Origin of the sequence: Streptococcus shenyangsis (genome assembly GCF_006385785.1) — a bacterium.
GTDB classification, from domain to species: domain Bacteria; phylum Bacillota; class Bacilli; order Lactobacillales; family Streptococcaceae; genus Streptococcus; species Streptococcus shenyangsis.
Window position 1 is genome coordinate 68846 of record NZ_VFSH01000005.1, and the last position, 17751, is coordinate 86596.

The window sequence follows — 17751 nt, forward strand, 5'->3', positions numbered from 1 at the left end:
TTTAAATTCATGGAATGACGATTGTTCTAAACCTAGAATAAATTTAAACTTTAGGAAAGAGACATGTTCTAAGTCTCGAAGGTCTATTCACTATCCATTCCTCATCAAAAACAATCATTCCCCCTTTCTACTCCAAAATATGGTATAGTAGAGTTATACTATCTATGAGGAGTTTACATGTCACAGGATAAACAAATGAAAGCTGTTTCTCCCCTTCTGCAGCAAGTTATCAATATCTCATCGATTGTCGGTGGGGTTGGGAGTTTGATTTTCTGTATTTGGGCTTATCAGGCTGGGATTTTACAGTCCAAGGAAACCCTCTCTGCCTTTATCCAGCAGGCAGGTATCTGGGGGCCACCTCTCTTTATCTTTTTACAGATTTTACAGACAGTCGTCCCTATCATTCCTGGAGCCTTGACCTCAGTGGCAGGGGTCTTTATCTACGGCCACATCATCGGGACTATCTACAACTATATCGGCATCGTGATTGGCTGTGCCATTATCTTTTATCTGGTGCGACTCTATGGGGCCGCCTTTGTCCAGTCTGTCGTCAGCAAGCGCACCTATGACAAGTATATCGGCTGGCTTGATAAGGGTAATCGTTTTGACCGTTTCTTTATCTTTATGATGATTTGGCCGATTAGCCCCGCTGACTTTCTCTGTATGCTGGCTGCCTTAACCAAGATGAGTTTCAAGCGCTATATGACCATCATCATTCTGACCAAACCCTTTACCCTCGTGGTTTATACCTACGGTCTGACCTATATTATCGACTTCTTCTGGCAAATGCTTTGATACATAAAAAATCCGTTTGGTTGCCCAAGCGGATTTTGTACTTTATTTTGAAACTTCTTTTGCAAGGACAAAGTTCCCAAGAGTAGCAGAACCATTTCCTGCGACTGCTGGCGTTACGATGTAGTCACGCACATCTGGTACTGGTAGGTAGCCATTAAGGAGAGCTGTAAATTTCTCACGGACACGATCCAGCATGTGTTGTTGAGCCATGACCCCTCCACCAAAGACAATCACGTCTGGGCGGAAAGTCACTGTCGCATTAACCGCAGCTTGAGCGATATAGTAGGCTTGAACATCCCAAACAGGGTTATTGAGTTCAATATTTTCCCCACGTACACCTGTACGAGCTTCCAAACTTGGACCAGCTGCATAGCCTTCCAGACATCCCTTATGGAAAGGACAAACACCCTTAAACTCTTTTTCAATATCCATTGGGTGTCTAGCCACATAGTAGTGACCCATTTCAGGGTGACCAACACCACCGATAAACTCACCACGTTGGATGACACCTGCACCGATACCTGTACCGATTGTGTAGTAAACCAAGTTTTCGATACGACCACCAGCGTTGTTACGGGCAACCACTTCACCATAAGCAGAGCTGTTTACGTCTGTAGTGAAGTACATTGGCACGTTTAGGGCGCGACGAAGGGCACCAAGCAAGTCCACATTTGCCCAGTTTGGTTTTGGAGTTGTTGTGATAAAGCCATAAGTTTTTGAGTTTTTATCAATATCAATCGGACCAAATGAACCAACTGCAAGACCAGCAAGGTTATCGAATTTTGAGAAGAACTCAATGGTTTTATCGATTGTTTCGATTGGAGTTGTTGTTGGAAATTGTGTTTTTTCTACAACGTTAAAATTTTCATCACCGACAGCACAGACAAATTTTGTACCGCCTGCTTCCAAACTTCCGTATAGTTTTGTCATGATTAACCTCTTGTATTTATTTTCTTTATTATAGCATATTTCCAGACTGAAAATTGCTCAATATTTTAGATTTTCCTCTGTAAATTTTACCATTCAATCAAAAACGAACAAACATGACATTTGTTCGTTTTTATGAATCTATTAAGCTTTAACTTCAATGACTGCGTCACCCTTAGCAACTGATCCAGAAGCAACTGGATTTACTGAAGCAAAGTCTGCAGTGTTTGTCACGATAACCATAGTTGTGTTGTCAAGTCCTGCAGCGGCAATCTTAGCTGAGTCAAATGTTCCAAGAACATCTCCTGCTTTCACCTTGTCACCTTGGGCAACTTTTGCTTCAAAACCGTCACCGTTCATTGTTACAGTGTCGATACCAACGTGGATCAAAACTTCAGCACCATCGGTTGTTTTCAAACCGAAGGCATGTCCTGTTGGAAAGGCGATTGAAACTTCAGCATCAGCTGGTGCATAAACCACACCTTGGCTAGGTTTCACAGCAATACCTTGTCCCATAGCTCCACTTGAGAAGACTGGGTCATTGACATCAGCAAGAGCGACAACATCACCAACGATAGGAGTTTGGATTGTTTCGTCTGTTAGCTTAGATGCAGTTTCTACTACTTCTTCGCTAATTTCAGGCTTTTTTACAGTTGATTCTCCATCAGTTTCATCTTCATAACCAAACATATAAGTAAGGGCAAAACCAAGGGCAAATGATACAGCTACCATAAGAAGGTATAGTGGAAGTTGTCCATTACCAAGATAAAGCATTGTACCAGGGATGATGGTGATACCATTACCAGTACCAGCAAGACCAAGGATAGATGCCAATCCACCACCGATTGCACCAGCGATCAATGAAAGGAAGAATGGTTTACGGTAACGCAAGTTAACCCCGAAGATAGCAGGCTCAGTAATACCTAGGAAGGCAGAAAGGGCTGCTGGGAAAGCAAGAGTTTTAAGTTTTGGATTTTTAGTTTTCACACCAACTGCTACAGTTGCAGCACCTTGTGCAGTCATAGCAGCTGTGATGATAGCGTTGAATGGGTTAGCATGGTCAGCAGCAAGCAATTGAACTTCAAGCAAGTTGAAGATGTGGTGAACACCTGATACGACGATAACTTGGTGAACTCCACCAATCAAGAAACCACCAAGACCAAATGGCAAGTTAAGAATAGCTTTTGTTCCAAGAAGGATGTAGTTTTCAACAACATGGAAGACTGGTCCGATGACAAAGAGTCCAAGGATAGACATGACCAAAAGTGTCACGAATGGTGTTACCAAGAGGTCAATCACATCTGGAACAACCTTGCGGACAGCTTTTTCAAATTTAGCTCCGACAACCCCGATGATGAAGGCTGGAAGAACAGATCCTTGCAAACCAACAACTGGGATAAATCCGAAGAAGTTCATAGCAGTCACTTCACCACCAGAAGCAACGGCCCAAGCATTTGGAAGTGAACCGGAAACCAGCATCATACCAAGAACGATACCAACAGCTGGATTTCCACCGAATACACGGAAAGTTGACCACACAACCAAACCTGGCAAGATGATAAAGGCTGTATCTGTCAAGATTTGTGTGTAAGTTGCAAAGTCACCTGGAAGCGGCATTTCAAGAGCGTTGAAAAGACCACGCACACCCATGAAGAGACCTGTCGCTACGATAACAGGGATGATTGGAACGAAAACATCACCGAAAGTACGGATCGCACGTTGGAACCAATTTCCTTGTTTAGCAGCTTCTGCCTTCATTTCATCCTTAGATGATGTTGGCAAACCAAGAGCTACAACTTCGTCGTACATCTTGTTAACTGTACCAGTACCAAAGATGATTTGGTATTGACCTGAGTTAAAGAAAGCACCTTGAACTTTTTCCAAGCTCTCGATAGCATCCTTGTTGATCTTCGCTTCATCTTTTACCATAACACGGAGGCGAGTTGCACAGTGAGCTACACTGTTAACATTCTCACGTCCGCCCAAGGCATCGATGACTTTTTTTGCAATTTCCTGATTGTTCATTTGCAAAAATCTCCTTATAAAAAATTTATTCTTGTATGAAAGCGATTTTACTCGCCCTACGAGTATTATTTTATCATCTTTCAAAAATATGTCAAGCGTTTTGCAGAAAAAAATTGCTATTTTTTATTTTTTGATTGTTTTTGCTATTTTTTTCATCAACACAGCCATAACACCCTCTAAAATCAAGGTTTTTACTTTAAAGTTTTCAAAAGCTTTCATATTTTCATCATTTTTCATAAAATTACGTTCCTAGATTCTGTCAATCGTTTGACATTTTTTTCTTTAATTTAGTGTAAAAGACTTGCTTTTTTATAAGGAAACGTTTACTATTAAGATAGTAGAATTTATGGAGGAAATAGAAATGGAATGGACTACTGAACGTCGTTACAGACGTTATGAAGATTGGACACAAGAAGAAATTAAACAAATCAAAGAAAATATGGCTCAGTCTCCATGGCATACAAGCTATCACATCGAACCCAAGCAGGGTCTTTTAAATGATCCAAATGGTTTTTCATATTTCGATGGCAAGTGGGTTGTCTTTTACCAAAACTTTCCCTTTGGTGCAGCTCATGGTTTAAAATCTTGGGTACAACTTGAAAGTGATGATTTAGTTCATTTTTCAGAAACTGGAGTTAAGGTTCTACCTGATACTCCTTTAGATAGCCACGGTGCTTACTCAGGATCTGCTATGCAGTTTGGAGAACAATTATTCCTCTTTTATACTGGAAATGTTCGTGATGAAAATTGGATTCGCCATCCTTACCAGATTGGTGCCTTAGTGGACAAGGATGGAAAGATTAAAAAGATTGATAAAATCTTGATTGATCAGCCTGCTGATGCTACTGACCACTTCCGCGATCCACAGATTTTTAACTTTAAAGGACAATACTACGCTATCGTTGGTGGTCAAGATTTGGACAAAAAAGGATTTGTCCGTCTCTATAAGGCTATCGAAAATGATTATACAAACTGGCAAGAAGTTGGTGATTTGGACTTCAACAATGACCGTACTGCTTATATGATGGAGTGCCCAAATCTAGTCTTTGTCGGAGAACAACCTGTCCTTCTTTACTGCCCACAAGGTTTGGATAAAAAGGTTCTTGACTATGACAATATCTATCCAAACATGTATAAAATCGGCACTTCCTTTGATCCAGAAAATGCTCGTATGGTAGATGTGTCTGAACTACACAACCTCGATTATGGTTTTGAAGCCTATGCCACTCAAGCCTTCAATGCCCCTGATGGACGTGCCCTTGCTGTTAGTTGGCTTGGTTTACCGGATGTGTCTTATCCATCTGATCGTTTTGATCACCAAGGAACCTTCTCATTGGTAAAAGAACTTACCATTAAAGACGGCAAACTCTATCAATACCCTGTAGCAGCTATCAAGGATCTTCGTGCTTCAGAAGAGGAATTTTCAAATCGTTCTGAAACCAAAAATACCTACGAACTTGAGCTTAATATAGAAGCTAATAGCCAAAGTGAAATTGTCCTTCTTGCTGATAAAGACGGCAAGGGGCTATCTATCAATTTTGACCTTGTCAATGGCCAAGTAACCGTTGATCGTAGTCAAGCTGGAGAACAATATGCTCAAGAATTTGGAACTACTCGCTCTTGCTCAGTTACTAATCAAGCAACTACTGTCAATATCTTCATCGACAACTCAGTCTTTGAAATCTTTATCAATAAAGGAGAAAAAGTATTTTCTGGTCGTGTCTTCCCTCACGAAGATCAAAATGGAATCCTCATTAAATCTGGAAACCCAACTGGAACATACTACGAATTAGAATATGGTCGCAAAACTAACTGATGTCGCAGAACTAGCAGGCGTCAGCCCAACTACTGTCTCACGTGTTATTAATAAAAAAGGCTACCTGTCAGAAAAAACTATTCAAAAGGTTAAAGATGCTATGCGTGAGCTGGGCTATAAACCCAACAACCTAGCTCGCAGTCTTCAAGGTAAATCCGCCAAGTTAATCGGTTTGATTTTCCCAAAAATCAGCCATGTTTTCTATGCTGAATTGATTGATAAATTGGAACACGAACTCTTCAAAAAAGGTTACAAGACCATCATCTGTAATAGTGAGCATGATTCAGAAAAAGAACGCGAGTACATCGAAATGCTAGAAGCCAACCAGGTGGACGGCATCATTTCGGGAAGTCACAACCTTGGGATTGAGGATTACAATCGCGTGACGGCTCCAATCATTTCATTTGACCGTAACCTATCACCAGACATACCTGTCGTTTCTTCTGACAACTATGCTGGTGGAGTTCTAGCCGCTCAGACCTTGGCTAAAACTGGAGCCAAATCTATTATCATGATTACAGGAAATGACAATTCCAATTCACCAACTGGACTTCGTCATGCTGGTTTTGCTTCAATCTTGCCAAAGGCTCCTATTATCAATGTTTCCAGTGACTTTTCACCCCTACGCAAGGAAATGGAAATTAAAAATATCCTGACCAAACAAAAACCAGATGCGATTTTCGCCTCTGATGATTTGACTGCTATTTTGGTTATTAAAATTGCTCAGGAGCTTGGTATCTCTGTTCCTGAACAACTAAAAGTTATCGGATATGACGGGACTTATTTTATTGAGAATTTCTACCCTCACCTCACTACCATTAAACAACCCTTGGAAGAGATTGCTCGCCTAACAGTTGATTTGCTCTTACAAAAAATTGAAGGCAAAGAGGTTGCTACTACTGGTTATTTCTTACCAGTTACATTATTGCCAGGAAAAAGTATTTAAGTACAAGAAAACTCAGACCAATTCGTCTGAGTTTTTTATGATCTTAAGTTTTCGAGATAGCGCCGGGCTGTCTCTAGGTTAAAGGTTTTATCCGCGATGAGGCGCTCGACTAGAGGAGCTACCTCGGATTCACTGGCACCTGCGAGGAGTGCCAAGGATTTGGCCTGCAATTTCATGTGTCCTTGCTGGATTCCTGTGCTCACCAAGGCTTTGAGGGCCGCAAAATTTTGGGCAAGCCCGATAGACACGATAATCTGGGCTAATTCTTTGGCAGAAGGATTTCCCAGTAGCTCATGACTGAGGGCTACACGAGGGTTGAGGCCGATAGAACCACCCTTGGTCGCTACAGGCATGGGTAAAGTCATCTCACCGACCAATTCTTCTGTCTCCAAGTCTAGACGCCAAGAGCTGAGACCTTGATAGCGTCCGTCTTGACTGGCAAAAGCATGAGCCCCTGCCTCAATAGCACGCCAGTCATTACCAGTTGCAATCAAAACGGCATCAATACCATTAAAAATCCCTTTATTGTGGGTAGCTGCTCGATAAGGATCAGCTTGCGCAAATTGGCACGCCAAAGCAATTTTCTCTGCAATTTCTCGTCCTTGATCCTTTTGACGGCTCAAATAGCGAAAGGCGATGCGACAACTTGCAGTAACCAAAGAATCGGTCGCGTAGTTAGACAGAATACCCATGAGACTCTGTCCCTGACTGAGTTCTTCTACGACTGGCTTCAAGGCTTCCAGCATGGTATTGAGCATATTTGCTCCCATGGCTTCCTGCGTATCGACATGGAGATAAACAACGAGGAAGTCTGTTTCGCCTTTAATCTGCTCTACATGCAGATCACGCGCCCCACCTCCACGTTTAACGATAGAAGGATAGGCTTGATTGGCAAGTTCTAAGAGCTCCGCTTTCTTGTTAGTAATCTTCTCTTGCGCTTGTTCAGGATCAGCAACTTGATAAAGGGCTACCTGACCGATCATCTGGCGCTGATGTACTTGAGCGGTAAAGCCACCTGCTCGCTTGATGATTTTGCTGGCATAGCTGGCTGCAGCAACTACTGAGGGTTCTTCTGTCACATAGGGAACTGTATAGTCCTGCCCATTCACCAAAAGTTCTGGAATGATAGAATAAGGCAGAGAAAAAGTTCCTACCACATTCTCACTCAGCTGGTCTGCGACAGTCACACTAATTTGTTCATCCTGCTCCAGACTCGCTTGCTTCTCAGGACTAAGGAGCGCCTGAGCTTGCAACAGCTCGAGGCGCTCTTGGTATGATTTTTTAGAAAATCCATTCCAACTTATCTTCATTATTTTTCAACCTTGCTATAACGACGTTGGTGGTCGACAATTTCAACCAAGGCAAACTCTTGATTTTCATAGCCAGCAAACTGGGCTGAGTTTGTTTCATCTAAGTCTACTTCCTCAAAGAAGACTTTTTCATAGTCAGCAACAGACAGGGCAGTTCGTTGGTTGAGCTTGTTCAAGCGGTCTTTATCCAGATAAGCTTCATAACCTTCAACCAATTCACCACTGAAAAACTCAGCCACAGCCCCACTTCCGTAACTATAAAGGGCAATTTTGTCCCCAGCTTTCAAGCTATCTGTATTTTCCAAGAGAGACAAGAGTCCAAGGAAGAGGGATCCTGTGTAGATATTCCCTACCTTCTGACTGTAGAGAATAGACTGGTCAAAATGCTTTTGCAAGAGGTCTTTTTTCTCTTGAGGCAAGTTCTTATCCATGATTTTTTTCAAGCCTTTTAGCGCTAATTTAGGATAAGGCAAGTGGAAGCAAACAGCTGCAAAATCATCCAAAGTAAGCTGGTAGCGTTTTTGGTATTCAAGCCAAGTTGTTTTCAAACTATCCAAATATTGTTGAGTAGAATAGACACCATTTACATAAGGAGTTGTTGAGTAATTTGGACGCCAAAAATCCATGATGTCACGAGTCTGAGCTACATTGTCATTATTAAAGGCCATAATGCGTGGATTTTGTGTAATCAACATTGCCACACTTCCGGCACCCTGAGTTGGTTCTCCTGGAGTTTCAATACCATATTTGGCAATATCACTGGCAATAACCAAAACTTTGGACTCTGGAGAATTTTCCACATGCAATTTGGCATAATGAAGGGCAGCTGTCGCTCCATAGCAGGCTTCTTTAATCTCGAAACTACGAGCAAAGGGCTGGATGCCAAGCAAGCCATGCACAAAGACGGCCGCAGCCTTACTCTGGTCAATTCCTGACTCGGTAGCCACAATGACCATGTCAATTTCTGCTCTCTCTTGCTCAGTTAAAATAGAGTCACTTGCACTAGCCGCCAAGGTCACGATGTCCTCAGTTAGAGGCGCAATACTCAATTCCTTGAGCAAGAGTCCTTTGCTTAATTTTTCAGGGTCAATTCCCCTCGCTTCTGCTAAGTCTTGTAATTTCAAGACATATTGACTGGTTGCAAAACCAATCTTATCAATACCGATTGTCATATTTACCTCTGTTTTATCATTCATGTAAAAAATCGTTCTATACTATTTTATCACAAATGGCAGTAAAAGAGAGAAAAAAGACTTGATTCACCAAATCAAGTCTCTTGTTAGTCTAACGATTTTGCTGTTTTCGTAAGTAGGAATACAGTCTGAGAATCACTGTTCCGCTAGCCATTCCAATGGAAATTACCAGAGCCAACATGACAACTAAGGTTGCACTAGCAATGGCGTGACTGTAATCACCTGTCACAAAAAAGGCTGTTGTCCGATAAGAAAGGTATCCCGGAACCAGGGGTGCCAAAATGGCCAAGATAAAGACCACAGCAGGGGTCTTGTAAAGAATACTTAAAATCTGACTAACACAAGAACCGATAATGGCAGCAATGAAGGTAGCTACAATAACATTGGTTGGTTCCTTAAGCAAGAGATAAATTAGCCAGACAGCCATGCCCAAAATCCCTCCTGGTAAGAGCATAGACCGCTGAACATTGAGTACGATTAAAAAAGTGATGATAGCAAGAAGACTTGCTACTGCTTGTAATAAAAAGGTAGTTAGTGTCATATTAGTTCATCAATACCAAGGCGACAGAAGTTCCTGCCCCTAAAGCAAGGGTAATGAGTAGGGATTCAAACATTTTACTCATACCAGAGTTTATGTGGTTGGTCATAATATCCCGAACCGCATTGGTCAAGGCAATTCCAGGTACAAAAGGCATGACGGCACCAGCTATAATCAAATCTGCTGTTGAAGGAAAGCCCGTGTAGCGAGCCCAAAACTGGGCTATCATCCCAAAGACAAAGGCCCCAGCAAAGGCTGTTACAAAGGGAATTCGGATAAACTTTTCTACATAGAGGGAAAAGGCAAAACCAAATAAGGTAGCCACTCCTGCCCCGAGTGCGTCATAGATATTTCCACTAAACATAATTGAAAAGAAAGGGGCACTAAAGGTCGCAGCCAAAGTTACCTGCAACTTAGTATAGGGAAGGGGTTGGGCTTGCAAAGCCTTCAATTGCTTAAAGGCTGTTTCTAAATCAATCTGCCCCCCAACCAGCTGACGAGAAATCTGGTTCACATCGCAGACTTTTTCGATGTTATAAGAAGAGGAGGTCACGCGCTTCATGCGCGAAATATTGGTATTTTCAATCGAGAAAAAGATGGCAGCAGGCATGGCAAGAACATTGCAATCCACAATCCCCTGCGAATGCGCGATCCGAATCATGGTATCTTCTACACGATGGATTTCTGAACCACTTTTAAGGAGAATGGTCCCAGCTAACATAATCACGTCGATGACCGCATTTAATTCTCTTGATTCTTCCATGCTTTCCTCCTTTTATCAACTCCTTCTATTCTATCACAAATCTGGAGTCAAAAAAAATCTTTGCCATGAAATCATGACAAAGATTCGTCTAATCACGTGAATTTTCATTGTTGCCTTCACTACTTGATGGAGTAGTAGCAGGCGCATTCCCTCGTTGATTTCCTTGTGGGTTCCCCTGACTTGGTGTCGTAGTAGAACCTTGGTTTCCACGTTGGACTGGTGCTGATGATGACGTTGACGGCGGTGTTTTTGGTTTGTAGATTGAAATCTTGACACGCGTCTTAGTCAAATCAACCTTTTCACCCGCTTTTGGACTCTGTTCAACGACTGTACCTTCAGCAGTTCCATCAGGAGCTGTCGACACTTCTACAACTTCAATATTGGCTTCTTTAATACCGACAATTTGAACGAGATTATTTTTAGTAAATTCAAGACTAGATCCTGTATAACTTGGCATGGCAACTCTAGTTACTTTCTTAGCAACGGTTAAGGTAATCGTTGAGGCCTTGCTCAAATCATAGGTTGTTCCGGCAGCTGGACTCTGTCTAAGAACAGTTCCTGCTTCGCTCTCGCTTGATTCTTCTTCCTCAATCTTGATGAGATTTTCAGGAACCTTATTCTGCTTGAGTTCTGCGATAACATCTGTAGATTTACGGCCTATATAATTGCTCAATTGGAAAGATTGCTTGCCTGATGAGACAACCAAATTGATTTTCGTTCCTTCTTTTCGACCAGTTCCAGCGTCAGGATCTGTACGAATAATCCGCCCTTCTTCTACCTTTTCACTAGCCTCTGATTTCTCCTCGCCAATCTCAAAATTGGCTTTCTTGAGGGTTTCCTTGGCTTCCGCAACTGTCTGACCTGCCACATCTGGAATGGCAATGGTTGCAGGAGTTCTGGATAGTATCCAAATAAGAGAAGCTGCCACCAATACAATGCTGGCCAACAAAATCATATAGCGAACTCTAAATTTCCGTTTCTTAACAGGTTTGGTTGCGTAATTGTCTTCCAAAACCTGCTGACTAGGTTTCGCAGCCTGTGGCTTCGGACTTTGTGTTTGCACCTTAGGAATCGAGGTCAATGTACTCTGGGATACCTTTGGTAGTGTCTTGGTGTCCGCCTTAGTAGTATCATTAAATACCAGTTTAGGCTCATTGCGACGATTGTAAGACAAGCTACTGGACAAGTCCACATACATCTCTGCAACTGACTGATAACGATCTGTCAATTTCTTGGCAGTTGCCTTAATAACAACATTCTCCAAAGCCTGAGGCACAGATGGATTCTCATCAATAACTGATGGTAGTGGTTTTTGGAAATGCTGAAGGGCGATGGTCACCGCACTATCCCCGTCATAAGGGATATGGCCTGTCAGCATCTCATAGAAAATAATCCCCATGGCATAGATATCACTCTGTACAGTCGCCTTAGAACCACGCGCCTGCTCTGGTGACAAGTAATGAACCGAGCCCAGCATTGAGTTAGTCTGAGTCAGACTTGTCTCTGCAAAGGCTACTGCAATCCCAAAGTCTGTTACTTTGGCAGTCCCATCTGGTGTCAAGAGGATATTTTGAGGTTTCAAGTCCCGGTGAACAATTCCTCTGGTATGGGCCAAACGCATGGCTAGGAGGATTTGTCCCATGATACGGACGGCTTCTTCATTAGAAAGAGGATAGTGTTCCTTGATATAACGTTTAAGGTCTAGTCCAGCAACATACTCCATTGCAAGATACTGTTGACCGTCTTCCTCACCAATATCTGTAATCCGAACGATATGAGGATGGTCCAAATCCGCCATGGCTCTCGCTTCCCGCTGAAAACGCGCCACAGCAATCGGATCTGTCTGGTAATTGGTCCTCAGGACCTTCACTGCCACTTCTTCCCCGTCTAGAATCAAATCTTTGGCCAAGTAAACATCTGCCATGCCTCCTCGACCAATCTGTTTGATAATTCGATACCGCCCGGCAAAAATCTTGCCGATTTGGATCATTTTGCATCCTCCTCGTTCATAGAAACAAGGGCAACCGTAATGTTGTCTAAACCTCCTGCATTGTTAGCAAAACGCACAAGCGTCGCTGTTTTATCTGCCAAAGGAATATCACTAGTTACAATATCACAAATCTCACTGCCTGAAATCATGTTGGTCAAACCATCACTATTGAGCAAGAGATAGTCACCTGGCTCAAGGGTAATCATTCCAAAATCAGGCTGAATTTCATCTTTTTGACCGATTGACTGGGTAATAATATTTTTCTGTGGATGACTGGCTGCTTCTTCTGGCGTCAATTGACCTGCCTTGAGTAATTCATTGACCAAGGAATGGTCGCTCGTTAACTGGTGGTATTCTTCTCCACGAATCAAACCGATACGAGAATCTCCAATGTGGGCATAGATAGCCTGATTACCAATAATAGCAACAGCTTCTAAAGTTGTTCCCATTCCTTTATAGGCATCATCTTGTCCAAGTTGATGAATCTTTTGATTTTCAATTTCTAGGTAATTGGCGAACCATTCACGCACTTCATTGACTGTATCGATCTGGGTGTCAACCCAAGCTATACCTAGGTCTGTTACCGCCATTTCACTAGCGATATTCCCTGCGCGATGACCTCCCATCCCATCAGCTAAAATAATCATAGTACGTCCAGCTCTATTGACATAGTGGTTGACATAGTCTTGGTTATTTGTTCGTTTCTGACCAACATCTGTTAATAATGAAATTTCCATGTGTCAGTTCCTTCCTAATCCGATATCTTACGAAATTGACTGATGAAGAATCCATCACTTCCATACAATTCAGGTGTGATGAGGATACAGCCATCTTTCATGATATCCTTACATTCATGTTCTAGCTTTACCTGCTCGAACTCAGGATGACTTTCTAAAAACGCCTCAACGACTTGAAAATTCTCCTCTGAGACAATAGTACAGGTACTATAAGTTATTATACCACCTTTGCCTAGTGTTTGACAAACACTACCTAATATTTCTAGCTGAATTTCCTGCAAGGACGCGAAATCTGCCGTTTCTTTATTGTATTTGATGTCTGGTTTTCGGCGCAAAAGACCGATTCCTGAACAGGGAGCATCCACCAAAATCTTATCAAATGAATCCTGACCAAAAAACTCATGTACCTTTCTGGCATCCAATTTTTGCCTTTGAACCCGATCTGCAACTCCCAGACGTTGAGCATTTTCTTGAATCAAGTCCAACTTGTGATCGTAAAGGTCCAAAGCCGTAACCTGACCTGTCGTAAGATAAGAGGCTATATGGGCTGTTTTCCCACCCGGAGCCGCACAAGCATCAAGCACTCGCTCATCTCCCTGCAAATTCAAAGTTGGCGCAACCAGTTGACTAGACTCGTCTTGGATGGTTATAGCCCCTTCTTCAAACAAATCATGGCCTGCAAAGTGCCCCTGCTCCTTAACCAGACCAGAAGGAGACAAGGATGAATCACTGGCCTCCAACAAGGCTTGGATTTCCTCTTTTCGTCCTAGATCTGTTACACGAATGCTGGCCTTGTTACGCACCAAGAGACTTTCAAAAATAGCCTTCGCTCGCTCCTCTCCGTATTCTTCCTTGATTTTGGCAACTAGCCAAACTGGGAGAGAATAGGCAAGGGAATCACGCTTGTTTTTTCGCTTGATGCTGGCAATATCTGGCCAGCCTTCACGCAGAATACGACGAAGGACAGCGTTGACTAATTTTTCACTGCCTTTTTTACGGACTTTGGCCAATTCCACTGCTTCATTGACCACAGCATGGTCTGGAATCTTATCCAAATAGCGAAGTTGGTAGGCACTCATGAGGAGCAGGACATAAAGCCAACTGTCTAACTGGTCTCTGTCCTCAATAAAGTGGGATAGGTACCATTCCAGAGTCAGTTTACGGGCTACCGTTCCATAGACCAGCTCGGTCACCAAGCCCTTGTCTGCTGCTGAAAGTTGACTTCCTTTGAGATGCTTATTTAAGGCGATATTTGAGTATGCTTGATTGATAAAAACATCCTCTAATACCGCTAGGGCTAAACTTCTAGCCGTTTCTACTTTAGTCACCAAATCGTTCTCCTACAGTTAATGTACGGCCAACTCCGTTGAGGAAGGAAGCAATGTCCATCTTAGGCTTACCTGCTGGCTGCACTTGCTTGAGAGACAAAGCTCCTTCTGCCGTTGCGACAATCAATTCTTTCTTGCCGATAGAGAGAATTTCACCTGGATTTCCCTGACCTTCTACTGGTAGGGCTTCATAAATCTTAAAGCGGTCACCCTTAAGAAAAGTATGGGCAACAGGCCAGGGGTTCATCCCACGGATTTGGTTGAAAAGTTGACGATTGCTTTTATTCCAGTCCAATTTTTCTTCCTCTGGTTTGATATTTGGAGAGAAGGTAACTTGGCTTGGTTCCTGCGGTTCAGATTGAATTTCCCCAGCAATATAGGCAGGTAAAGTATCCAAAAGCAAATCACGACCAACTAGCGCCAATTTTTCAAACAAGGTGCCTACATTGTCCTCATCTGTGATAGGGATACTGCGACGGGAAATCATGTCTCCTGCATCCATTTCCCTAACCATTTCCATAATGGTTACACCAGCTTCCTCATCCCCTTGAATCAAGGCATAATGGATAGGCGCACCACCACGGTGTTTAGGAAGAAGAGAGGCATGAACGTTGACCGCAAAGTCCATGCTATCAAGGAATTTACTTGGGAGAAACTGCCCAAATGCAGCAGTCACAATTCCATCTGCTCCTAGCTTCATAAGATCTTCCATCTCTGGACTTCCAGATAGTTTTTCAGGTTGGTAGATAGGAAGACCAGCTTCTTTAGCAGCCTGCTTGACTGGGGTTTCTTGGATCACTTTTTTACGACCAACAGCACGGTCTGGCTGGGTCACAACGGCTAGAATTTCGTAACGATTATCTGTCAAAAGTCCTTTTAATACTGTTGCTGAAAAGTCGGGGGTCCCCATAAAGATTAATTTTGTCATATCTTCTCCTTCTTATAAAAATTGCTGTGGCTCATGGTCAATGCTGAGACGGAGCTCACTATTTTCCCGTTCTTGAGTCAAGGCCAAGACCTGGTTGAGGGTTGGCCCCAGCTCATCTTCTAAACGGTATTTAATCAAAATCTGGTAATGATAGAGGTTGTGGGTACGAGCAATCGGTTTTGGCGTCGGCCCAAGGATGTTACTGGTTTCAGACAAACCTGACCGCAAAATGTTCATGACTTCATAAGCGCGTTTGACCACCTCTTCTTCTTTCTTGTGAGAAAGGGTAATGCCAATCGTAAAATAGTAAGGTGGATAACCAAGTTGTCGTCTGATTCCCATTTCATAGGCATAAAAACCTTCGTAATCCTGATCCTTGGCAAATCGAATAGCATAGTGCTGCGGATTATAGGACTGAATCAAGACCTGACCAGCTTTTTCAGCACGGCCTGCCCGGCCTGCCACCTGAGTCAAGAGCTGGAAGGTTCTCTCAGAAGAACGGAAATCAGGCAAATTCAAGGCTGTATCCGCATTGAGAACTCCGACTAAGGTCACATTTGGAAAATCCAATCCCTTGGCAATCATCTGAGTACCTAGTAAAATATCCGCTTCCCCTCGCCCAAACTGGTCAAGCAAGGCTTGGTGACTGCCTTTCTTTCGAGTCGTATCCACATCCATCCGCAAAATGCGGGCCTGGGGAAAGAGTTCTGCTAGCTCATCATAAGCCTTCTGTGTCCCTGTCCCATAGTAACGAATGCTGTGGCTCTTACAGTTAGGACAGTTCTGAGGAATGTCCTTCGAAAAGCCACAATAATGGCAATTCATGGTCTTGGTATCCATGTGCAAGGTCAAGGAAATGTCACAGTTGGGACAAGTATCCACAGTCCCACACTCTCGACACATGACAAAGCTAGAGTAACCACGGCGATTGAGCATGAGCACCACCTGCTCTTTTTTAGCCAGACGGTCTTGAATGGCTTCTAGCAAAGGGGGCGTAAAGTTTGAGGTCTCATTCTGTCCGATATAATCCCGAAAGTCAATCACTTGGACCTCAGGAATGGTAGCTAAAGGATTGGCACGTTGGGTCAGACGTAAGTGTTGATAGACGCCTTTTCCAGCCCTCGCACGGCTCTCTAAGCTCGGTGTCGCAGACCCAAGCACCAGAGCCGCTTGATTGTACTGAGCCCGTAAAATAGCCACCTCTCTGGCATGGTAACGAGGATTGCTGTCCTGCTTATAAGTCACCTCATGCTCCTCATCGATTATCATGACACCCAGATTTTTCAGCGGAGCAAAGATGGCTGATCTGGCTCCAACCACAACTTGAGCGTCTCCACGCTCAACCTTGCGCCATTCATCATACTTTTCACCATTGGACAGGCCTGAGTGCAGAATGGCCACTTTCTCACCAAATCGAGCTATAAAACGCTCCGTCATCTGTGGAGTCAAGGAAATCTCAGGAACCAGCAAAATAGCTGTCTTACCCTTATCCAAGGCTCCTTGGATTATTTGTAAGTAAACCTCGGTCTTCCCACTTCCTGTAATCCCTTGAAGGAGGAAGGGAGGCTGATGACTGCCAATAGCACTCACAACCGCATCACGCGCCTGTCTTTGCTCTGGATTCAACTCCAAAGGCTGACTTGCCTCAATGCCTTCAAAATAAGCAGCCGAGCGTTGAACTTCCTTTTGGACTATGGTAACAGCACCTTGTTCTACAAAGAAGTTGACTTGCTCTCGCGAGTAGGACTCTAACAAACTAGCCAAGGAAGCACTCTCAGGATGAGACAGCAAGTAATCTCTCAATTCCAACTTTTTCTTGGCGCGTGTAGAAATCTCTACACTTTCTAATTGAGCAAGGTCTACCTCATACCAAGACTGAGTCTTGACCTTCTTCTGATCGACAGCCTGATATTCTAGACCAAGCAAGCCTTTTCTAGTCAAACGCATCATTTCTGCTTGCTTACCTAAATCCAGAGAAGAAAAGGCAAGTGAATCTTCTGAACCAAACAGACGCTCTCGATCTTCCTGATTCAAACCTTCGAGAGGATAGAGAATCTTGTCATACCTGGAGTTCAGAAATCCCGGTAGCATAGCCTTAAGGATAGAGATTTTATAAGAAAAGACGGACTTGCGGAGCTCTTCAGCCAGCCAGAGTTGTTCTTGCGTGAGTACAGGAGAAAAATCCAGTACCTCGACAATATCTTTTAAATCTTGCGCCATCTCTTCTTCATCTGATTGGGACTCCAAATCAAGAACAATTCCTTGAATCAAGCGATTGCCCTTACCAAAGGGCACATGAACCCGCATCCCAACTTCTAGCATTCCCTCAAATTCCTTAGGAATCCTGTAACTATAGGGCTGGTCCGTCTGCATCAAGGGCACATCTACAATAATCTTGGCTATGGCCATCTTCTCACCTCCTCCTTGTCAGTAGATTCTTGCAATAGAAAAAATA

The 17751-nt window shown here is 43.2% G+C and carries 13 protein-coding genes and 2 pseudogenes; 3 read left to right on the forward strand and 12 right to left on the reverse strand.

The window, feature by feature from the left end; translation table 11 throughout:
• Positions 1 to 177: 177 nt before the first annotated feature.
• Complete coding sequence (locus FJR77_RS05110; protein WP_000076168.1) at positions 178 to 795, forward strand: TVP38/TMEM64 family protein; 618 nt, start codon at positions 178 to 180, stop codon at positions 793 to 795.
• A 42-nt stretch (positions 796 to 837) separates the two neighbouring features.
• On the opposite strand, the gene scrK is transcribed toward FJR77_RS05110, so the two are convergent.
• From scrK to FJR77_RS05120, 3 genes and pseudogenes are all read right to left on the reverse strand, one after another.
• Positions 838 to 1725, reverse strand: a complete 888-nt coding sequence (scrK, locus tag FJR77_RS05115; RefSeq protein ID WP_000164309.1) for a fructokinase ScrK — start codon at positions 1723 to 1725, stop codon at positions 838 to 840.
• A 141-nt stretch (positions 1726 to 1866) separates the two neighbouring features.
• Positions 1867 to 2325, reverse strand: a pseudogene (locus FJR77_RS10510) (PTS sugar transporter subunit IIA); the annotation flags it as partial.
• A 62-nt stretch (positions 2326 to 2387) separates the two neighbouring features.
• A pseudogene (locus FJR77_RS05120) lies at positions 2388 to 3747 on the reverse strand (sucrose-specific PTS transporter subunit IIBC); the annotation flags it as partial.
• 361 nt (positions 3748 to 4108) lie between these two features.
• Between FJR77_RS05120 and FJR77_RS05125 the strand changes: the two are divergent.
• Both FJR77_RS05125 and FJR77_RS05130 read left to right on the forward strand, forming a co-directional pair.
• Positions 4109 to 5563 (forward strand): sucrose-6-phosphate hydrolase, encoded by a 1455-nt coding sequence (locus FJR77_RS05125; RefSeq protein ID WP_140833536.1) that lies wholly within the window; start codon positions 4109 to 4111, stop codon positions 5561 to 5563.
• A complete protein-coding gene (locus FJR77_RS05130; RefSeq protein WP_140833538.1) occupies positions 5544 to 6509 on the forward strand; it encodes a LacI family DNA-binding transcriptional regulator in 966 nt (321 codons plus the stop codon). Before FJR77_RS05125 ends, FJR77_RS05130 begins: the two co-directional genes overlap by 20 nt.
• 35 nt (positions 6510 to 6544) lie before the next feature.
• Here FJR77_RS05130 and FJR77_RS05135 read toward each other — a convergent pair whose 3' ends face one another.
• The 9 genes from FJR77_RS05135 to FJR77_RS05175 form a co-directional block, all read right to left on the reverse strand.
• Complete coding sequence (locus FJR77_RS05135; protein WP_140833540.1) at positions 6545 to 7819, reverse strand: hydroxymethylglutaryl-CoA reductase, degradative; 1275 nt, start codon at positions 7817 to 7819, stop codon at positions 6545 to 6547.
• A complete protein-coding gene (locus tag FJR77_RS05140) occupies positions 7819 to 8991 on the reverse strand; it encodes a hydroxymethylglutaryl-CoA synthase (RefSeq protein WP_181146604.1) in 1173 nt (390 codons plus the stop codon). The genes FJR77_RS05135 and FJR77_RS05140 overlap by 1 nt, the downstream gene beginning before the upstream one ends.
• A 112-nt stretch (positions 8992 to 9103) precedes the next feature.
• Positions 9104 to 9553 carry a threonine/serine exporter family protein gene (locus tag FJR77_RS05145; protein ID WP_025171133.1) on the reverse strand — a complete coding sequence of 150 codons (450 nt, stop codon included), beginning with the start codon at positions 9551 to 9553 and terminating at the stop codon, positions 9104 to 9106.
• Position 9554: 1 nt separating this feature from the next.
• Positions 9555 to 10313: a threonine/serine exporter family protein gene (locus FJR77_RS05150; protein WP_020903004.1), complete on the reverse strand. Its 759-nt coding sequence runs from the start codon at positions 10311 to 10313 to the stop codon at positions 9555 to 9557.
• Between the two features lie 88 nt (positions 10314 to 10401).
• On the reverse strand, positions 10402 to 12303 hold the full coding sequence (pknB, locus tag FJR77_RS05155) for a Stk1 family PASTA domain-containing Ser/Thr kinase (RefSeq protein WP_140833543.1): 1902 nt from the start codon (positions 12301 to 12303) through the stop codon (positions 10402 to 10404).
• On the reverse strand, positions 12300 to 13040 hold the full coding sequence (locus FJR77_RS05160) for a Stp1/IreP family PP2C-type Ser/Thr phosphatase (protein WP_033680614.1): 741 nt from the start codon (positions 13038 to 13040) through the stop codon (positions 12300 to 12302). Before FJR77_RS05160 ends, pknB begins: the two co-directional genes overlap by 4 nt.
• Positions 13041 to 13054: 14 nt before the next feature.
• A complete protein-coding gene (rsmB, locus tag FJR77_RS05165) occupies positions 13055 to 14368 on the reverse strand; it encodes a 16S rRNA (cytosine(967)-C(5))-methyltransferase RsmB (RefSeq protein WP_181146602.1) in 1314 nt (437 codons plus the stop codon).
• Entirely contained in the window at positions 14361 to 15296 is a 936-nt protein-coding gene (gene fmt / locus FJR77_RS05170) for a methionyl-tRNA formyltransferase (protein ID WP_140833547.1), read from the reverse strand. The genes rsmB and fmt overlap by 8 nt, the downstream gene beginning before the upstream one ends.
• A 12-nt stretch (positions 15297 to 15308) precedes the next feature.
• Positions 15309 to 17705, reverse strand: coding sequence for a primosomal protein N' (locus tag FJR77_RS05175; protein WP_140833548.1), 2397 nt, complete (start codon positions 17703 to 17705; stop codon positions 15309 to 15311).
• Between the last annotated feature and the right edge of the window lie 46 nt (positions 17706 to 17751).

Coding starts and splice junctions, on each gene's coding strand:
- FJR77_RS05150 (WP_020903004.1), bottom strand. CDS start 10,313: ATGGAAGAATCAAGAGAATTAAATGCGGTCATCGACGTGATTATGTTA.
- FJR77_RS05130 (WP_140833538.1), top strand. CDS start 5,544: ATGGTCGCAAAACTAACTGATGTCGCAGAACTAGCAGGCGTCAGCCCA.
- FJR77_RS05160 (WP_033680614.1), bottom strand. CDS start 13,040: ATGGAAATTTCATTATTAACAGATGTTGGTCAGAAACGAACAAATAAC.
- FJR77_RS05110 (WP_000076168.1), top strand. CDS start 178: ATGTCACAGGATAAACAAATGAAAGCTGTTTCTCCCCTTCTGCAGCAA.
- FJR77_RS05145 (WP_025171133.1), bottom strand. CDS start 9,553: ATGACACTAACTACCTTTTTATTACAAGCAGTAGCAAGTCTTCTTGCT.
- FJR77_RS05140 (WP_181146604.1), bottom strand. CDS start 8,991: ATGACAATCGGTATTGATAAGATTGGTTTTGCAACCAGTCAATATGTC.
- FJR77_RS05175 (WP_140833548.1), bottom strand. CDS start 17,705: ATGGCCATAGCCAAGATTATTGTAGATGTGCCCTTGATGCAGACGGAC.
- FJR77_RS05125 (WP_140833536.1), top strand. CDS start 4,109: ATGGAATGGACTACTGAACGTCGTTACAGACGTTATGAAGATTGGACA.
- FJR77_RS05135 (WP_140833540.1), bottom strand. CDS start 7,819: ATGAAGATAAGTTGGAATGGATTTTCTAAAAAATCATACCAAGAGCGC.
- scrK (WP_000164309.1), bottom strand. CDS start 1,725: ATGACAAAACTATACGGAAGTTTGGAAGCAGGCGGTACAAAATTTGTC.
- fmt (WP_140833547.1), bottom strand. CDS start 15,296: ATGACAAAATTAATCTTTATGGGGACCCCCGACTTTTCAGCAACAGTA.
- pknB (WP_140833543.1), bottom strand. CDS start 12,303: ATGATCCAAATCGGCAAGATTTTTGCCGGGCGGTATCGAATTATCAAA.